The sequence below is a fragment of the Aliivibrio sp. S10_S31 genome, assembly GCF_014694495.1.
In the GTDB taxonomy this organism is placed as follows: Bacteria; Pseudomonadota; Gammaproteobacteria; order Enterobacterales; family Vibrionaceae; genus Aliivibrio; species Aliivibrio fischeri.
On sequence record NZ_JAAUWR010000012.1, the window covers coordinates 16,521 to 34,523 of the forward strand.

Sequence of the window (18,003 nt, forward strand, 5' to 3'; positions counted from 1 at the left end):
TCATGTTAGTGATTGATATAAAAAAACAACTTGGTGATTTGTTATTAGACGTTAAATTATCACTTCCTTCTTCTGGTATCAGTGCGATCTTTGGGCGTTCTGGTGCTGGGAAGTCCTCACTTGCCAATGTGATTAGCGGATTAACTTCTCCTGAAGAGGGCCGTATTACATTAAATAATCGTGTTTTATTTGATTCAGAAACAAGAGTATCGATGCCGCCAGAAAAACGTAATATCGGTTATGTGTTTCAAGATGCTCGTTTATTTCCTCATTATAAAGTCGAAGGTAATTTACTGTATGGCTGTGGTGGAAAAAGAACACCGCATTTTAACGATGTAGTGAAGTTATTAGATATTGAATCCTTATTGGCTCGTTACCCACATTCTTTATCTGGTGGTGAAAAACAACGCGTAGCTATCGGACGAGCAATTTTATCTGAACCTGCACTGTTAATTATGGATGAACCATTAGCGTCTCTAGATCTACCAAGAAAGCATGAAGTCATGCCTTATTTAGAGCGCCTTGCAAAAGAGATTAAAATTCCAATCCTTTATGTATCACATAGCTTAGATGAGATTTTACGACTAGCTGATAATATGGTGCTGTTAAATCAAGGAGCAGTCAGTTTATCCGGTGATATTACCTCAGTTTGGAGCTCTCCATTAATGAGACCGTGGTTAAATGCTTCAGAGCATTCAGCGTTACTGGAAGGAACGATTTCAGAACTACATTCAGATCATCCTATGACCAAAGTGACACTCAATAACAGCCAGCAAGGTATTTGGGTTAAGTCCCCTTGTAATTGTATTGAACAGGGAAGAAAAATTCGTTTGCGTATCCGCGCTAATGATGTCTCGCTCATTAAACAGCAGCCTCAATATAGTTCAATCCGTAATATTCTTCCGGTTGTCATTGAAGATCTTACTGAAGATAAAGAGAATGATGTTGTTGCGGTAAAGTTAAATTTATCGGGTCATGTGTTATGGGCAAATATTACACCTTGGGCACGTGATGAGTTGCAGTTAGACATAGGGCAGTCTTGGTTCGCTCAAATTAAAGGGGTCAGTGTGACACAGTCTGATCTATGTTCAAAATAAGGAAAACATAATGAAGTACCAATGGATCTTATTTGATGCAGATGAAACCTTGTTTCACTTTGACGCTTTTGCTGGTTTGCAACGAATGTTTGCTGGCTATGGTGTTGAATTTGGTAAAGAAGAGTTTATTGAATACCAGCTAGTGAATAAGCCACTGTGGGTAGATTATCAAAATAATGAAATTACCGCGCAGCAATTACAAGAGACTCGTTTTGAGTATTGGGCTAATAAAGTCGGTGTTACGCCAAAAGCAATGAATAGTGCGTTTATGATGGCGATGGCTGAAATATGTGAACCGTTAGATGGCGCGCGTGATTTATTGGATACGTTATTAGCAAATAATGTAAAAATGGGGATCATTACTAATGGATTTACAGAGTTACAAAAAATTCGTTTAGAGAGAACCGAATTTAGTCATTATTTTGAACTCATTGTTATTTCTGAACAAGTAGGCGTAGCAAAACCGGACAAACGTATTTTTGAACATAGCTTTTCAATGATGGGTGAGGTTGATTTAGCGCGTGTATTGATGGTTGGGGATAATCCAGACTCTGATGTACTAGGTGGAATGAATGCTGGCATCGATACATGTTGGCTTAATGTTCATAGTAAGTCATGTCCTGAAGGCGTACAGCCAACTTATGATGTCACTTCATTAGCTAATTTAAAGACAATATTAATGTCATCATCATCGTGATATAAGAAAGCCCCTAGAGTGTAGCTCCTAGGGGCTTTTATTTTATTATACTGAGTTGAGATTACTTAGTCTTCAGAAGCTGTTGTGTCTGTCAAACTTTCAGTCGTTTGTTCTGCTTCAAGTTCCATTTTATCTCTATCTGCTTTCGAGATATATTTAGGTTTGTTTGCGCGACTTTGTTTGGTTTGATTTTTACGGTGCTTTTTTAAAATCGCGTCTTTAACTTTCTTTTTACGACTCATCGAATTACCACATTAAATCATCAGGAATAACAAACTCTGCGTATGGGTCATCTTCGTCTTTTTCTTCTTCAGAAATAACGTTATTTAATACTACGATAGACTCATCACGAAGTGTGATTTTGTCAGCAACACCAGCGGGAACGACTTCGTAATCATCATTATAGTTCACAATAGCAAGGCGACCTGCAACTAGTTGATCTTGCATTGCTTTATCAACATAAATTTTCTTCACTAACGTACCATCAGTAAAGTTATAACCGATATCACCATGTGTACGATCAATTTTGTTTACGCTAATTAGTTGCTTAATTTGAGCGGCTAATTCTTTTTGCTCTTTTTCTTGTTTCTGTTGCAGGCTTAACTCTTTGTCTCTTTCTGCTTGAGCAAGTTTATTTGCTTCAACCGCGGCTTTTGCTTCACGGTTTTGAACTCTTGATTTTTTAGATGCTTTTTTTGCTTTTGCTGCTTTCTTTTGGTTCACTAACCCAGCTTTTAGCATTTGCTCTTGTAAGCTCAGTGCCATATGTTGTTCCTAATTGATATTTGCAGAATTGAAATGATTATCCCATGAGTTGTCTGGGATTTAAAGATATAGAGAGAAGTTAGATGAAAAGCCCTTGTCGTGCAGCGTGTAAAAATGAAGGTGGTATTTGCATTGGATGTAAGCGCACTATGAAAGAAGTTCTGGAATGGCGAGATTTAGGTGATGAGGGGAGGGACAAGATTATGGGGATTCTTGATGGTGAAATACAGACACATTTATGCCCCTAGTGTGGTGAGTCAGCGCAATGTGATATTAAAATGGGAAAAGAAACATGCTGGTGTTTTGAGCTAGAACCTCGCAGTGTAAATCTTATGCCTGACCCGTCAGTATGTCTGTGCCGTCATTGTTTAGCTAAAAAGCCTGTAGCCTAAATTCTACGTGCCACTTAATACGAAATGGTGTTAAAATATTGATGTAGATCAATTTGATTCCCCTTTTTTTTCGCCTACTCTTAAGTGGTAATTAACATTATTAACAATTACTACATAAAATTAATTTGTCACATCTATTAATATTTTTACATTTAATTTTTCAATTAAATATATCTCTGGATGAGCTCAAAAAAGTAGTGGATAAAAGGACTTATCTTCAAAATTTAATTGAAGCACTATTTATGAGGGATTAAAATTTACGGCAAATAGGTTCGACAAGTTGTTAACATTTTCTATATTTAAACAGTAGAAAAATAACTAGGAATATAATTATGAGCAATGTAGTAAAGCAAGGCGATGAAAATCAACGCTCTTCTGAATGGAAGGCATTTTTCTTCATCACAGTTGTTCTTTTCCCAATTTTAAGTGTGGGTGTGGTTGGTGCTTACGGTTTCTCTGTATGGTTCATGCAGATGCTGTTTTTTGGAATGCCAGGTCACGGCGGTTAATTCTTATATAAAGAATGCTGTTACTAACGATTTAGAATTATTAGAAGAGATACAATTATGATGTCATTACTTAAAAAAGCTTGGGCTGTTTTTGCACGTCCGAGTGTTCACATCAGCTTGGGTGTTTTAACCCTTGGTGGTTTCGTTGCGGGGGTGATTTTCTGGGGTGGTTTTAACACTGCTTTAGAAGCAACAAATACAGAAGAATTCTGTGTAAGCTGTCACGCAGACAATATTGCACCAGAATACGCTGGTACTATTCACGATAAAAACCGTTCAGGTGTACGTGCGACATGTCCAGACTGTCACGTTCCACATGATTGGACTTCAAAAATTGCTCGTAAAATGCAAGCAAGTAAAGAAGTATTTGCTCACGTATTCGGCTTTATTGATACTCCAGAAAAATTTGAAGAGCGTCGTATCATCTTAGCCCAACACGAGTGGGATCGCTTTAGCGCAAACAAATCTCTTGAATGTCGTAACTGTCACGACTACGACGGCATGGATTTCTCTAAAATGCAGCCAACGGCTCGTATTCAAATGCAAGGTGCAAAAGAACGAGATCAAAGCTGTGTTGACTGTCACAAAGGTATTGCACACAAACTTCCAGCAAACATGGACAGCTCTGGTGGCATGATCAGTGAGCTAACTCAACTTGCTGGCAATACTAAGTATGAAGATGGCCAAACTTACGTTTCTGTTCGTCACTTACCAATGTATGAAGATGAAAAACTAACTATTGAAGCAGGTCTATTAAACCCAGCATCTCAAGTTACTGTACTTGAAGAGAAAGGCGATGCAATGAAAGTTGCAATTGACGGTTGGCGTAAAGTTAAAGGCTTCGGTCGTGTTATCCAAGAAGATTTTGGTATGAACATCGCTGTAGGTTCTTTACTTAAGAGCGTATCTCAAAACGACAAATTTGTTCAGAAATTTGAAACTAAAGAAGATGAATTAACAGGTCTACCTTGGCAGCGTGTTACTGTGAATCTATGGATGAAGAAAGAAGACTTCATGCCTGATTACACAACGGTTTGGCAAAAAGCTGAAGAATCATACAAAACTAACTGTTCTGTATGTCACACACAGCCAGCAGAAGCACACTTCGATTCAAATACATGGCCTGGTATGTTTGACGGTATGATGGCATTCGTTAACTTCGATACAGACAGCAAGTCACTTGTATTGAAATACCTACAAAAACACTCTTCAGATTTTTCTGACGAAAAACACTAAGAATTAATTGGAGTAGATAGAATATGTCTATTAGCAGAAGAAGTTTTCTAAAAGGTGTTGCAACAACAAGTGCAGTATCTTTAGTAGGTCCAAGCCTACTAATGTCTTCAAAAGCAAATGCAGCTGAAACTACAGGTACATGGCGTACATCTGGTTCTCACTGGGGTGCATTCCGTGCACACATCTATGGTGGTAAAGTTCAAGAGCTTAAAGCAATTGAATTAGATAAATACCCAACAGATATGTTGAATGGTATCAAAGGTATTATCTACAGCCCAAGCCGTGTACGTTACCCAATGGTTCGTCTTGATTGGTTGAAAAAACACAAGTACTCAGCTGAGACTCGTGGTAACAACCGTTTTATCCGTGTAACTTGGGATGAAGCACTAGACCTTTTCTACCGAGAATTAGAGCGCGTTCAAAAAGACTACGGTCCATGGGCTCTACACGCAGGTCAAACAGGTTGGAACCAAACAGGTTCTTTCCACAACTGTACAGCTCAAATGCAACGTGCCGTTGGTATGCACGGTAACTTCATCAAGAAAGTAGGTGACTACTCTACGGGTGCAGGTCAAACGATCATGCCATACGTACTTGGTTCTACAGAAGTTTACGCACAAGGTACATCTTGGTCTGAGATCCTAAAACACTCAGACAACATTATCTTATGGGCAACGGATCCAGTTAAAAACTTACAAGTAGGTTGGAACTGTGAAACTCATGAATCTTACGAATATCTTGAGCAACTTAAAGAAAAAGTAGCGAAAGGTGAGATCAACGTACTTTCTGTTGACCCGGTTAAGAACAAAACACAGCGTTACCTACAGAATGACCACATGTACATTAACCCACAATCTGATGTGGCGTTCATGCTGGCTGTAGCTTACACGCTATACACAGAAGATATGTACGATAAGAAGTTCATTGAAACTTACTGTTTAGGTTTTGATGAGTTCATGCAATACGTACTAGGTGAGACTAAAGATAAAGTAGTTAAAACTCCTGAGTGGGCTGCTGAAATCTGTGGTGTATCACCAGAGCAAATTCGTGAATTCGCGAAAATGATGTCTACTGGCCGTACACAGATCCTATTTGGCTGGTGTATTCAACGTCAACAACACGGTGAACAACCATACTGGATGGGTACAGTTCTATCAGCAATGACTGGTCAAATCGGTCTAGCTGGTGGTGGTGTATCTTATAGTCACCACTACTCAAGTGTTGGTGTTCCATCAACAGGATTCTCTGGTCCTGGCGGTTTCCCACGTAACGTGGACCAAGGTCATGAGCCTAAGTGGAATAACAATGACTACAACGGTTACAGCAGTACAATTCCTGTTGCTCGTTGGATCGACTGTCTATTAGAGCCAGGTAAAGAGATCCGTTACAACGGTTCTAAAGTTGTACTACCTGATTTCAAAATGATGGTTATCTCTGGTAACAACCCTTGGCATCACCACCAAGATCGTAACCGTATGAAGAAAGCGTTCCAAAAACTTCAAACGGTTGTGACAATTGATTTCACTTGGACTGCAACATGTCGTTTCTCAGACATCGTGCTACCAGCGTGTACGCAATGGGAACGTAATGATATTGACCAATACGGTTCATACTCTGCACGTGGTCTAATTGCAATGCATAAACTGGTTGATCCTCTGTATCAATCAAAATCAGACTTCGAGATCATGACTGAGCTAACACGTCGTTTTGGCCGTCATAAAGAATATACTCGTGGTATGGATGAAATGGAGTGGATCCGTTCACTTTATGCAGAATGTCGCACAGCGAACGAAGGCAAATTTGAAATGCCTGAGTTTGATGAGTTCTGGGAAAAAGGCGTTCTAGATTTCGGTGAAGGTAAGCCATGGGTACGTCATGCTGCGTTCCGTGAAGATCCAGAAGTTAACGCATTAGGTACACCATCAGGCTTCATCGAAATTTCAAGTCGTAAGATTGAACGTTTCGGTTATGAGCACTGTCAAGGTCACCCAATGTGGTTCGAAAAATCAGAACGTTCACATGGTGGTCCTGGTTCTAAGAAACACCCATTCTGGATGCAATCTTGTCACCCTGACAAACGTCTGCACTCACAAATGTGTGATTCAGAAGAGTTCCGTGCAACTTACACAGTTCAAGGTCGTGAGCCGGTATACTTAAACCCACAAGATGCTAAAGAAAAAGGCATCAAAGATGGTGATTTAGTACGCGTATTTAACGATCGTGGTCAACTACTAGCTGGTGCTGTTCTAACTGATAGCTACCCTCGTGGTGTTATCCGTATTGAAGAAGGTGCATGGTACGGTCCATTGAACGAGAAAGTAGGTGCTATTTGTACTTACGGTGATCCAAACACATTAACGCAAGATATCCCATCATCTGAGCTAGCTCAGGCGACATCTGCAAACACATGTTTGGTTGATTATGAGAAGTTCACAGGTAAAGTTCCACCAGTAACGTCATTCGGTGGCCCAATTATTATCGAATAATCATAATAATAAATAATATTAAAAAGCACCTAATTTAGGTGCTTTTTTTATATATATAATTCATGATTTATAATATATATATCCAAGTTAAATTGATAACTAAATAATATATTCATAGAACTTATCTAATGCCGTTTTTTTTCTAAACTCGTGTTATTTCTCTATGAGAAATCATAAACTTGTATTATTCTCTCGCCGGAATTTCACATTGCGTGAAATGTGCAGGATATAGCAAGAATGTCACACAAATTATTAACTAATCTAAAAACAAAATATCAAATATTAGTCCCTGTATTAGCAACCATTATAGTCATGGTGGTAGCGATTTATCTGGTTAACTTTAAATTAGAGTCAACAAACAGAAACGTTCAGATTTCTGATCATCGTAGCCTTCAATTGAGCAATGTTTCAATTGCAGAATCACGTCTTCTTTTCTTACGATTAAGTGTATCTTCAGGCTTCACTAATTATGAAGTATTAAAATCAATTGATTTTGATGGAATTATCGCTGAACTTAGTGCCAATTTTAAAAGTATGGTAGAAGAACAGCGTAAGCTACAAGAAATGAAAGCTGCGGTTAAAACACCTGAACAACTTCAAACTGAAGTCAACGTATTGATTTCTCAGCTTAACAGCTATAAAAAATATGCTGAAAACATTTCTAAATCTAATGATGCAAAAATAGAGGAATGGGGTAATTCACTGTATTTAACAACGCCTATTCAACAAGCAAGTGAACTAATTTTCACGGCATCTCAAAGTGAAGAATCAAAGCAGTATTGGAGCAAGGTTGTTCCTGAGGTTTATAGTCGAGCTGCTAAAATTGAAATTCAAATGACGTCTTTATTTAATGATGATTTATATACATCAGTAAGTAAGACACCAAGAATTGAACTTGTTGAGAAAGATTTTGAAGCACTAGCAAAATTAATTGCACCGTTAGAAAATAAAAAAGCGAAAGAGATTCTGGTTGCCGCATTTAAGGTTCAATCAGAATTAAATATGTCTTTATGGAATGCAACGGCTGATATTAATAAAAACAAGAAAGCATTGACTGAACTTGGTAGTCTTATTTATCAAGAGCTAAATGATGAGAAAAATCGTTTAACTGAAATGAATGGAAAAATTTCAGATCATAACATGCAATTAATATCAGAAAGCCAGAATCTATTATTAATGGCAATTACGATTACGGTTATTATTTCGTTGATTATCGGAATATTTATTGCGCAAATAGTGACAAGACCGATTTTAATACTGCAGAAACAAATGTCTGATATTTCAGAAGGTCGCTTAGATTCATTAAATGAGCAATCAAGTGATAATGAAATTGGTGAGCTATGTAAAAATACTGACGGCACTGTCATTCGTTTGCAAGAAATGATAAGTAATCTACGAAATGTTGGAGAGGAAGTCTCTTCTTCATCAACAGAACTAGCAGCAATCATGGTACAAAGTGAAGCTAATGCCTCAGATCAAAAATCTCAGGTTGATTTGATCGCAACTGCAATTACGCAATTAGCTGCATCCGCAAATCAGGTAGATGAATCTGCTAACCAAGCAGATGCGAAAGCAAAAGAAGTATTGACCATGAGCCGTGATGGCGCTCGTTCTGCTTCTGAAGGCGTAAAATTAAGCCAAGATTTAGCTTCTCAAATGGATGCAACCTCTGGCGAGGTGATGATACTTAAAGATCAGACAGATCGTATTAGCGAAGTTATTACAGTGATTGATTCAATCTCTGAACAGACGAACTTACTTGCTCTGAATGCGGCGATAGAGGCGGCACGAGCAGGGGAAAGTGGTCGTGGATTCGCGGTTGTTGCAGATGAAGTTCGTGTATTAGCGGCAAAGACACAGCAATCAACTCAGAACATTCAAAATATCATTAATGAGCTACAACAAAAATCATTGAATGTTGTTGAATCAGTAAATCAATCGATAGACATGATTCATCAAACAGCTCAAATGAGCATTGATACAAATAATCAATTGCTTAATATCTCAGAGTCAATTGAGCTCATTTCTGTTACGAATTCAGAGATGGCTACAGCGGCGAATGAACAAAACCGTGCAATTGAATCGATTAGCGAAAATGTAAATATGATCACTGAGACTATCAGTCAAAATGTTGAAGGGATCAAAGAGTCAACTCAAGCAAGTCAACACTTGTCAGAGTTATCGGAGAATCAAAGAGAACAACTATTGTTCTTTAAATTATAACGCGAAAACCGAGCAGGCAGCTAAGGTTGTCTGCTCCTCATCTTATTGATTAACATTCTTTGGAATCATTATGAATAATATAAACAACGATTATATTACGACTGTTAGCAAAGAATCATTGCTGGCTTTAGGGCTTACAGATGAAGAAATCGAATATATATTAATTATATTTGAGCTTGAACTGTAATAATTAACGCTAAATTTGATGGGGTAAGGCTACCTAAAAAAGTAAAATAACCACTCTCTATTGTTGATGTAATTCATATAATTAATACTAATAACCATCAAGACTTTCACTTTTATTTGTTCTTGTTGATTGTATTCTTAATAGTAGTATTCTATGCAAATTACAGAATTATCTGATTTTAGTTAATACAGCAGTCAACACTAGGAAGTGAATGATGAACCCACTATTTTTCTTATGTGGACAAGAAAGTATCCCGGTACAAACCGATTTAATTTATGAATTCCAAAATGATCAAATATCGATGCATTTTTCAGGTATTCATAATCTTCCAATTAATGATCATTATCTTATTCTGCAATTTCCAACCCAATTAGAGCACGATGCAAAAATTTTGGGTGATGGTTTTCAAATGCTTGCTCAGACAGGCGGAAAAGTCGACTCACCACAAGAGATCGGCCGCTGTCCTGATAATAGCCCTAGTTATCGAATTTATTCGGATCGCGCAAAAAAAAGATTTTATAATTATTTAGTGATTGAACAATCAGACGGATTTACTCTCTTTGGTTTTACTTCTTGTTATCGATTTGCTGGTTATTTCGAGATACATGAATATCAAGGAGCAATGAATGTAATGGCATTTCTTGATGGTGAATTTACTCATCCGCAAGATTGGGCCAGTAATCGAATGGAGTCATTAACGGTTATTAAGGCTGACTCTTTAGCTGAGTTATATGAGCTTTATGCAGCCAAAGTACAACAGCAGCACCCAATTCGACCAGGAGTAAAACAAGATGCTCCAATTGGCTGGTGCTCATGGTACGCCTACTATGCAGACGTTACAGAGAAAAATGTCATAGATAATGTTGAGGTCATGTGCCAAAAAGACTCTGAATTTGAGTGGGTGCTTCTTGATGATGGATATCAAGCCTTCATGGGAGACTGGTTAACGCCTTCAGATAAATTTCCTAATGGTATCAAAGCGCTTTTACAAGATATAAAAGCGAAAGGAAAGAAACCGGCTATTTGGATAGCTCCATTTATTGCACAACCTGAATCAGACATTTTTAAAAATCATCCAGATTGGTTTGTTCATCACGAAAATGGTGAATTATTAAAAGCGGAAGATATTACTTATGGCGGTTGGCGTTGTACGCCTTGGTATATCCTTGATACTTCAAAACAAGAAGTTCAAATTCATTTGACAGAAGTTATCCACACCATGAAGGAAGAGTGGGGAGTAGAACTGTTTAAATTGGATGCTAACTACTGGGGAACGCTAAAAGGTAAGCGAATACAATCTGGGATTACGGGCATTGAGGCATATCGATTAGGTATGCAAGCGATTACAAATGGGGCTGGTGATGCGTTAGTTCTTGGCTGTAATGCGCCAATGTGGCCATCGTTGGGTTTAGTTGATGCAATGCGAGTTTCTGATGATGTCGAACGTAACCCTCAACGTTTTGAACAGATAGCAAAAGAGACATTTTATCGTAGCTGGCAGCACCGTAAATTGTGGCAAATCGATCCTGATTGTGTCACGTTGATCTCATTGTCTAATCAAGGGACTGAACGAAAATATTATGAATTTCACCGAAATGTGATTTTAGCTTCTGGTGGACTTGCACTGTCTGGTGATCCGTTACCAGATTTGAATAAGTTCGCAAAGAAAACATGGAAGAATATTTTGTCTCGTCTTCGTTTAACTCAAGAGGCGGCTCAGTTTACTTCATTGAGTAATAAGCATTGCACATTAACACTCAATCATCAGCATGAATTGCATTGTCTATTTAACTATGATGATGAAGCAATGGAACACACCCTTGTTGCTGATCAGCCATCTATTTGGCGAGATTTCTGGACAGGGGAGCAGTTAAATGAAGAACCTACCCAGATGCTAATTTTAACTTTAGAGAGTGGATTGAACAGTAAAGCTATTTTAGTTTCTTCCTCATAATAAGAAGTTAGGTTGACGTAGTTTATAGCCTGTAATCATTTAGTTAGATACAGGCTATTTATGTATATCAACACTCAATTTTTGGTGTCGCAGCGCTGATGCGTTGTTTTCTATCGTGAGTTGGAGCATCAAAATGGCTTTCTAAAAGGCGTTGTGTGATTGAATGTTGAGGATTAGAAAAGATCTCTTGTGTTGGACCTTTTTCAACAACTTCTCCTTCATGCATCACCATTACTTTGTCGGTAATGTGTTTCACTACACCAATGTGCTGTGATACATAAATAAATGAAATGGCCATTTCTTGTTGCAGTTCCAAAAATAAATTAATGATTTGAGAACGCATTGCCATATCTAAGCCGTTTAACGCTTCATCAGCAACGATAATTGATGGCTGAAGAATTAATGCACGAGCCAAACAAACACGTTGTTTTTGACCTGTAGCAAGCATTTGTGGGTAAAAATAAGCATGCTCAGGTAATAAGCCTACACGAAGCAAGGTGTCTTTTACTCGTTGTTGACGTGCTTCTGGTGGCATGCTGGTATTACGTTTTAACGGACCTTCTAAAATTCGGCCAATTTGAATTCTAGGATTTAATGAGGAGTTTGGATCCTGAAAAATCATTCGAATCAGTTTACAGCGAGTTTGAAAGTCTTTGTAATCCAATACTTCACCATTAACTTTGATTATCCCTGATGTTGGTTCAACAACTCCAGCTAACATACGAGCAAGTGTGGATTTACCTGAGCCATTCGCTCCAATAAACCCAAGAGTCTGTCCCGCTTCTAAAGAAAAGCTAACAGGTTTAACGGCTTCACGTACTTGTTTGCGAAATAATCCAGTACGAAATACATAGTCTTTTTTAAGATCAGTAACCTCAAGAAGCGCAGTCATTCTTCTTCTCCTCAAAATTTAATGGGAAATGGCAGCTAAATTTGTGATCTTTCACTTTTTGTCTTTCTGGTACTTGAACACATTTACGTTGTGCATATGGACAACGAGGTCCAAGACGACAGCCAATGGGTAAATGTTGCAGAGGCGGAATTGTGCCAGGCAGTGATTCCAATTTAGCTTTATGTGGGATCCCATCTTTACTAAAATCAGGCATAGCACGAAGCAGTGCGTTGGTATATGGGTGTTTTGGCGCTTCAAGGATATCTTTACGGCAAGCTGATTCTACAGATTGGCCGCAATACATCACCGTAATTCTATCTACCCATTGAGTGAGGGTAATTAAATCATGACTGATTAATAAAATTGTCGTGTTGTTAACCTGATTCATTCGACTTAGTAAGCGAAATATTTGTGACTGTGTCACAGCATCCAATTCATCGGTCGGTTCATCAGCAATTAAGATCCGTGGTTTGTTGGCAATTGCCATTGCGATCATTACTTTTTGGCACTCACCATCTGTCAGTTCGTATGGGTAGCACTTCATAATACGTTTATGATCTTTGATACCAACTTTGTGGAGTAGGGCTATTGCGCCTTTCGTTCGCCAATTCCACCGTTGCCACCAACTACCTGTAAAATATTTAGAAGGGATAGCTTCTTTTAATTGATTACCCACTTGTTCTGATGGATCAAGACAGGTTGATGGCTCTTGGAAAATCATTGCCATTTCACGCCCGATAACACGACGTCGCTCTTTAGGAGATAGAGCTAATAAATCAATATTACCTAAGTGCATGCGGTCTGCACTGATTTTCCAGTTATCTTTAGTAATACCTAAAATAGCTTTAGCTACAAGAGATTTCCCTGAACCTGATTCACCTACAAGACCACGAATTTCACCTTCATTTAAGGTTAAACTCATGCGGTCTACCGCTTTCACCATACCTTGCGGTGTTTCTAGCTCAATGGTTAAATGACGAATATCTAATAACGGCATTATTCTGTCCCCGCATTTAACGCTCGTTGAATACCATCACCAACTAGGTTAATGATAATAACGGTAAAGGTAATCACAATACCGGGTAATGTTACTGTCCATGGAGCGGTATAAATTAATTCAATAGAATCACCTAACATGGCCCCCCATTCAGGACTCGGTGCTTGTGCCCCTAAACCAAGGAAACCTAATGCGGTGATATCTAAAATTGCAACAGAGATCGCCAGTGTCATTTCAGCAACCATTACAACCAGAATATTAGGTAATATGGAATTCCATAAAAGATAGAAGTTGTTTGCACCATCTAATCGAGCTGCGAGAATATAATCTTTTTCAACTTCACTATGAACAGCCGTATAAACAGCTCGAACAAAGCGTGGGATAAGCGCGAGCCAAATAGCTAATAAAATATTAAACTCACCAAACCCTAAAAATGCCACGAAAATGATTGCAAGCAATAGGGATGGGATAGATAAAATGGTATCGAGTAGGTGGTTTAACGTACTGGATAACAATCCTTTTGTCATACCTGCAAAAATACCAATTACACAGCCAACAAAACCCGATAGTAAGGCAACGATAACCGCATAACCAAAGGTTAATTGTGAACCCATGAGTAATCGTGACAAGATGTCTCTACCTAGATCATCTGTACCTAAGAAAAAGATAACATCCCCTTCAGAGCTCCATGATGGAGGCATCAGCAAATAATCTGATTGCCATTGTGGGTCATATGGACTCAGCCATGGAGAGGTGATTGTGATAATTACAATCAGTAATAAGCACCAAAAACCGAACATTGCGAGTGAATTTGCTCGATAACTCAACCAGAAACGTTCCATTTGAGTAGGGATATGTTCTTCTTGATAAACACTATTTGAGAGCATAGAACTCTTTCCTTACTAACGGGTTAACTGCTGCACCCAGTAAATCAGATAAAATGTTGGCTAATAAAATGAACGACGCAACAGTAATTACGCCAGCCTGAATGGCGACAAAGTCTTGATTAATGATGGAATCGAGTAACCAACGTCCAACCCCAGGCCAATTAAAAATCGATTCAGTTAAGATCGCAGCGGTAAACAAGCCAGATAATTGAACCCCTAATTTTGGAATAATTGGAGGTAAGGCATTACGAATAATGTGTTTGACCATTATTTCAAATTTAGATAAGCCTTTAGTATGCGCAACTTTGATGTAGTTTTGTGTAATCACCGTAGCAACCGATGAACGCATCAAGCGGACAACCTCGGTCATTGGTGCAATGGAAAGCACTAATGTTGGCAAAATCAAATGCTGAATAATGTTCTCAAGCATTTCTGCTCGATAAGGCGATTTTGAGGTAAGCACATCAATGAAGGCAAATCCTGTTTTAGCATCGAATTCATACAATAAGCTGTAACGTCCTGCAACTGGAGTGACGCCTAGCTGTAAGCTAAAAAACATTAATACTAATAAAGCAATCCAGAACAGAGGCATTGAATAGCCAACTAATGCGATTGATGATATTAGTGTGTCTAAAGGTTTACCTCTACGCATTCCGGCAATAGTACCAATCGGCGTACCTATAATTAGTGCAATAAAGAAAGCAAAGAAGCAAAGTTCGATAGTGGCAGGAAACACTCGAAGTATTTCATCAAGCATATCTACGCCATATTGATTTACACCTAAATTACCATTTAATAGTTGACCAAGATACGTTAACCAGCCAGATAGAAAAGGTGTCTGTGCCCAAGCTGATGCCTCATCTAGACGTAAAATATTAAAACCAATCAGAGTTAAAATGAATAGGGTAATAATAAATAAATTAAAGCGTCTAATGGTATAAATCCACATTAGTTCAACTCCTTAACTCTAACAACATTATGGAAAGAGTAAGTATTAAAAGGGCTTAATGTGAAGCCTGTTAAAGAAGATTGATTTGCTTGATATTTAACACCGTGCGCCAGAGGGATAACGGGTAATTCTTCACTCAATACGTTTTGGATTTGGCGATAAATATTAATACGGTATCTTGGTTGATTTGTTTCTTTAGCTAAATCTAATAACAAATCAAATTCTTCGTTACACCAGTTTGCAACACCAAAACCCGCTTGTTTTGCATCACACGAAAGTAACGGTCTAAGTAATGAATCAGGATCTGAGCTGTTTGCATTCCAGCCAGTAAGTACCAAATCAACATCAGCATCTTTTAGTTCATTTGAATTTAAAATATCAGAGGTGATCAGCTTTAAATTTATGCCTAATTTTGCAAAGTCACTTTGAATAATTTCTGCAGATTTTTTCGGACTTGGATTGTATGAGTTATTATCCAGTGGAACCCACATGGTGAGCTCTAGCCCATCTTTAATGCCAGCCTCACGTAACAAACCTTTAGCGTAATTGAGATCATAGCGAATGTGTGAATTGTCGTTACCATAAGCCCATGATGCGGGAGGTAAAATGGATTTTGCTTCAATGCCTGAATTGTAATAAACCGAATTAATTAAACTAGAACGATCGATAGCAAAACTGAGCGCTTTTCGCACTCGCTGATCTTGTAATATAGGCTCTCGCATATTAATTGCGATATAAGCGACATTCATTGCTGTCTGTGAGTATAAAGTCAATGCATCATTATCAATAATGATTGGTAGCTGGCTTGATATTGGATTGGCAACAACATCGCACTCTTGGCGCAGCAGTTTTGCTAAAGAGCCTGTCCCTCTGCTAGAAATATCAAAAACAACTTGAGACATGTTTGCTGGGCCTTGCCAATATTCATCATGACGTTTTAAGCGAACTAATTCACTTTTTTGGAATTGAGCCAACTTAAATGGACCGGTACCTACTGGGTTAATATCAATTAATGCTTTTTCGTCTATTGCTGCTAATTGTTGTGCGTATTCTTCTGAATGAATAACGGCATAGCTTGCAGCGAGAACCGATAAAAAGGTGTTATCTGGTGTTGATAAAATGAATCGTACTTGGTGAGGTGTGACTGCTTCAACCGACGAAACCATTTGAGAAAAGTTTATACTGTTAAACCAAGGGTAGTTCCCCGAATTAACGTTATGAAATGCGTTATTTTTATCTAAGATTCGATTAAAACTGAATACTACATCATTAGCCGTTAAAGCTCGGGATGGAGTAAACCATTCGGTTGTCTGGAATTCAACATTTTGTTTTAAATCAAATGTATAAACTGTACCCGTATCATCAACCTGCCAAGAGGTAGCGAGGTTAGCTGAAGGTTTTTGCGTAACAGGATCTATGATAAGCAAACGGTCATAAACTTGAGCACTTATGGCCTCAAGAATGCTGTTGCCGTCAGAAATCTGTGGGTTGAAAAAATCCACATTTCCAGATTCACAATAAATGAATCCTGTGTCATGAATCGTTTGTTTGATCCCCGCATCATAACAAGCCGTTAGATTAAATAATCCAGTAGCAGCTATGAGTAGGCGCGCAATAATCTTCATAATGACCGTAGTTTTATCGATTTAAATTAATGAACCTGCCATTTTATACCCAAGTGACTGGTTCTGCACTTAAATATCTAAGAATATCCCTTGATTGTGGTCAAGAGTTGATGTTTTTTTAATAATCCACGAAATTGATGGTAAGTAATGCCTAATTCTTCAGCAGCTTTTCGTTGGTGGTACTGTGTTTCAGCTAATGCTTGTTGCAGTAATTCTTTTTCTTGATCTAATTGAAATTGCTTTAGATTCAAAGGTAAAGATGGTTTGCTATCTTGCGTTACCGTCTTGTTGATTATAGTTGAAGAATTTTTTATTGGCGCATTTTCCCAAGGTGCAATAAATGGATTTATTTGAATGGATTCTATCTGAGCTTCTTCATGGTTATGTTTAAATACCGCTCGTTCAATACAATTACGAAGTTCGCGAACATTACCTGGCCAGTCATAATCTAAAATTTGATGTTTAGCTTGATGCGAAAAACCAGCGAAATAAGTCAGATTCATTTCCTGACACATTTTGATTGCAAAGTGTTCTGCAAGTAATAAAACATCGTTTTCACGGTATCGGAGTGGTGGCAGATGAATGACATCAAACGAGAGCCTATCTAATAGATCTGATCGAAATTTTTTCTCATTAATCATCTCTTGAGGGTTTTGATTAGTAGCACAAATTAGACGAACATTGGCTTTTAATGTTTGTGAGCCACCAACTCGTTCATATTCACCATACTCAATCACTCTAAGTAGTTTTTCTTGTACAGTAAGAGGAGCGGTGGTGAGTTCATCTAGAAATAAAGAGCCGCCATCGGCACGTTCAAATCGACCTTGATGACGTTGTTTTGCACCCGTAAAAGATCCTGCATCGTGGCCGAAAAGTTCCGAATCGAGAGTTCCAGAGTTTAGAGCTGCGCAATTTAAACTGATTAATGGCTCATCCCAGCGTCTAGATAAAAAATGCAAACGCTGAGCAATTAACTCTTTACCTGTGCCTCTTTCACCAAGGATCAGTATCGGTCTATCAATTGTCGCTAATTGTGAGGCATGGTCTAGTGCAGATAAGAATGCATCAGATTCCCCAACTAAACTGTCTTTCCTCATCAGATCTCCA

General features: G+C 38.3%; 15 protein-coding genes and 1 pseudogene. 8 read left to right on the forward strand and 8 right to left on the reverse strand.

Annotated features, from left to right (window positions below; genetic code table 11):
- The first annotated feature begins 2 nt into the window (after positions 1 to 2).
- Positions 3 to 1,097 (forward strand): molybdenum ABC transporter ATP-binding protein ModC, encoded by a 1,095-nt coding sequence (modC, locus tag HC728_RS11660; RefSeq protein ID WP_065597400.1) that lies wholly within the window; start codon positions 3 to 5, stop codon positions 1,095 to 1,097.
- Between the two features lie 10 nt (positions 1,098 to 1,107).
- A complete protein-coding gene (gene yjjG / locus HC728_RS11665) occupies positions 1,108 to 1,794 on the forward strand; it encodes a pyrimidine 5'-nucleotidase (RefSeq protein ID WP_012535622.1) in 687 nt (228 codons plus the stop codon).
- Positions 1,795 to 1,859: 65 nt separating this feature from the next.
- Here yjjG and HC728_RS11670 read toward each other — a convergent pair whose 3' ends face one another.
- Both HC728_RS11670 and HC728_RS11675 read right to left on the reverse strand, forming a co-directional pair.
- The gene (locus HC728_RS11670) at positions 1,860 to 2,036 is read right to left on the reverse strand and encodes a DUF2986 domain-containing protein (RefSeq protein ID WP_065597398.1); all 177 of its coding nucleotides are present in this window, start codon (positions 2,034 to 2,036) and stop codon (positions 1,860 to 1,862) included.
- Positions 2,037 to 2,040: 4 nt separating this feature from the next.
- Positions 2,041 to 2,559 (reverse strand): DUF2058 domain-containing protein, encoded by a 519-nt coding sequence (locus HC728_RS11675; protein WP_012535642.1) that lies wholly within the window; start codon positions 2,557 to 2,559, stop codon positions 2,041 to 2,043.
- 83 nt (positions 2,560 to 2,642) lie between these two features.
- Between HC728_RS11675 and HC728_RS11680 the strand changes: the two are divergent.
- The 6 genes and pseudogenes from HC728_RS11680 to HC728_RS11705 all read left to right on the forward strand — a co-directional run bounded on the left by HC728_RS11680 (position 2,643) and on the right by HC728_RS11705 (position 11,546).
- Positions 2,643 to 2,951 (forward strand): annotated as a pseudogene (locus tag HC728_RS11680) (DUF1289 domain-containing protein).
- Positions 2,952 to 3,283: 332 nt separating this feature from the next.
- Positions 3,284 to 3,460 carry a trimethylamine N-oxide reductase system protein TorE gene (torE, locus tag HC728_RS11685; RefSeq protein ID WP_012534944.1) on the forward strand — a complete coding sequence of 59 codons (177 nt, stop codon included), beginning with the start codon at positions 3,284 to 3,286 and terminating at the stop codon, positions 3,458 to 3,460.
- A gap of 57 nt (positions 3,461 to 3,517) precedes the next feature.
- The gene (gene torC / locus HC728_RS11690; RefSeq protein WP_017020309.1) at positions 3,518 to 4,696 is read left to right on the forward strand and encodes a pentaheme c-type cytochrome TorC; all 1,179 of its coding nucleotides are present in this window, start codon (positions 3,518 to 3,520) and stop codon (positions 4,694 to 4,696) included.
- Positions 4,697 to 4,719: 23 nt separating this feature from the next.
- Positions 4,720 to 7,182 (forward strand): trimethylamine-N-oxide reductase TorA, encoded by a 2,463-nt coding sequence (gene torA, locus HC728_RS11695; RefSeq protein WP_012534849.1) that lies wholly within the window; start codon positions 4,720 to 4,722, stop codon positions 7,180 to 7,182.
- A gap of 237 nt (positions 7,183 to 7,419) precedes the next feature.
- Positions 7,420 to 9,405: a methyl-accepting chemotaxis protein gene (locus tag HC728_RS11700; protein ID WP_017020308.1), complete on the forward strand. Its 1,986-nt coding sequence runs from the start codon at positions 7,420 to 7,422 to the stop codon at positions 9,403 to 9,405.
- 398 nt (positions 9,406 to 9,803) lie between these two features.
- Positions 9,804 to 11,546: a glycoside hydrolase family 36 protein gene (locus HC728_RS11705; protein WP_017020307.1), complete on the forward strand. Its 1,743-nt coding sequence runs from the start codon at positions 9,804 to 9,806 to the stop codon at positions 11,544 to 11,546.
- Positions 11,547 to 11,613: 67 nt separating this feature from the next.
- Here HC728_RS11705 and HC728_RS11710 read toward each other — a convergent pair whose 3' ends face one another.
- From HC728_RS11710 to pspF, 6 genes are all read right to left on the reverse strand, one after another.
- Entirely contained in the window at positions 11,614 to 12,438 is an 825-nt protein-coding gene (locus tag HC728_RS11710) for an ATP-binding cassette domain-containing protein (RefSeq protein WP_005422269.1), read from the reverse strand.
- A complete protein-coding gene (locus HC728_RS11715) occupies positions 12,422 to 13,435 on the reverse strand; it encodes an oligopeptide/dipeptide ABC transporter ATP-binding protein (protein WP_065621857.1) in 1,014 nt (337 codons plus the stop codon). The genes HC728_RS11710 and HC728_RS11715 overlap by 17 nt, the downstream gene beginning before the upstream one ends.
- Positions 13,435 to 14,322 (reverse strand): putrescine export ABC transporter permease SapC, encoded by an 888-nt coding sequence (gene sapC / locus HC728_RS11720; RefSeq protein ID WP_005422273.1) that lies wholly within the window; start codon positions 14,320 to 14,322, stop codon positions 13,435 to 13,437. The genes HC728_RS11715 and sapC overlap by 1 nt, the downstream gene beginning before the upstream one ends.
- On the reverse strand, positions 14,309 to 15,271 hold the full coding sequence (locus tag HC728_RS11725; RefSeq protein ID WP_017020305.1) for an ABC transporter permease subunit: 963 nt from the start codon (positions 15,269 to 15,271) through the stop codon (positions 14,309 to 14,311). The genes sapC and HC728_RS11725 overlap by 14 nt, the downstream gene beginning before the upstream one ends.
- A complete protein-coding gene (sapA, locus tag HC728_RS11730) occupies positions 15,271 to 16,896 on the reverse strand; it encodes an ABC transporter substrate-binding protein SapA (protein WP_017020304.1) in 1,626 nt (541 codons plus the stop codon). Before sapA ends, HC728_RS11725 begins: the two co-directional genes overlap by 1 nt.
- Before the next feature lie 77 nt (positions 16,897 to 16,973).
- Positions 16,974 to 17,993, reverse strand: coding sequence for a phage shock protein operon transcriptional activator (gene pspF, locus HC728_RS11735; RefSeq protein ID WP_017020303.1), 1,020 nt, complete (start codon positions 17,991 to 17,993; stop codon positions 16,974 to 16,976).
- Positions 17,994 to 18,003: the final 10 nt, after the last annotated feature.

Coding starts and splice junctions, on each gene's coding strand:
- modC (WP_065597400.1), top strand. CDS start 3: ATGTTAGTGATTGATATAAAAAAACAACTTGGTGATTTGTTATTAGAC.
- yjjG (WP_012535622.1), top strand. CDS start 1,108: ATGAAGTACCAATGGATCTTATTTGATGCAGATGAAACCTTGTTTCAC.
- HC728_RS11670 (WP_065597398.1), bottom strand. CDS start 2,036: ATGAGTCGTAAAAAGAAAGTTAAAGACGCGATTTTAAAAAAGCACCGT.
- HC728_RS11675 (WP_012535642.1), bottom strand. CDS start 2,559: ATGGCACTGAGCTTACAAGAGCAAATGCTAAAAGCTGGGTTAGTGAAC.
- torE (WP_012534944.1), top strand. CDS start 3,284: ATGAGCAATGTAGTAAAGCAAGGCGATGAAAATCAACGCTCTTCTGAA.
- torC (WP_017020309.1), top strand. CDS start 3,518: ATGATGTCATTACTTAAAAAAGCTTGGGCTGTTTTTGCACGTCCGAGT.
- torA (WP_012534849.1), top strand. CDS start 4,720: ATGTCTATTAGCAGAAGAAGTTTTCTAAAAGGTGTTGCAACAACAAGT.
- HC728_RS11700 (WP_017020308.1), top strand. CDS start 7,420: ATGTCACACAAATTATTAACTAATCTAAAAACAAAATATCAAATATTA.
- HC728_RS11705 (WP_017020307.1), top strand. CDS start 9,804: ATGATGAACCCACTATTTTTCTTATGTGGACAAGAAAGTATCCCGGTA.
- HC728_RS11710 (WP_005422269.1), bottom strand. CDS start 12,438: ATGACTGCGCTTCTTGAGGTTACTGATCTTAAAAAAGACTATGTATTT.
- HC728_RS11715 (WP_065621857.1), bottom strand. CDS start 13,435: ATGCCGTTATTAGATATTCGTCATTTAACCATTGAGCTAGAAACACCG.
- sapC (WP_005422273.1), bottom strand. CDS start 14,322: ATGCTCTCAAATAGTGTTTATCAAGAAGAACATATCCCTACTCAAATG.
- HC728_RS11725 (WP_017020305.1), bottom strand. CDS start 15,271: ATGTGGATTTATACCATTAGACGCTTTAATTTATTTATTATTACCCTA.
- sapA (WP_017020304.1), bottom strand. CDS start 16,896: ATGAAGATTATTGCGCGCCTACTCATAGCTGCTACTGGATTATTTAAT.
- pspF (WP_017020303.1), bottom strand. CDS start 17,993: ATGAGGAAAGACAGTTTAGTTGGGGAATCTGATGCATTCTTATCTGCA.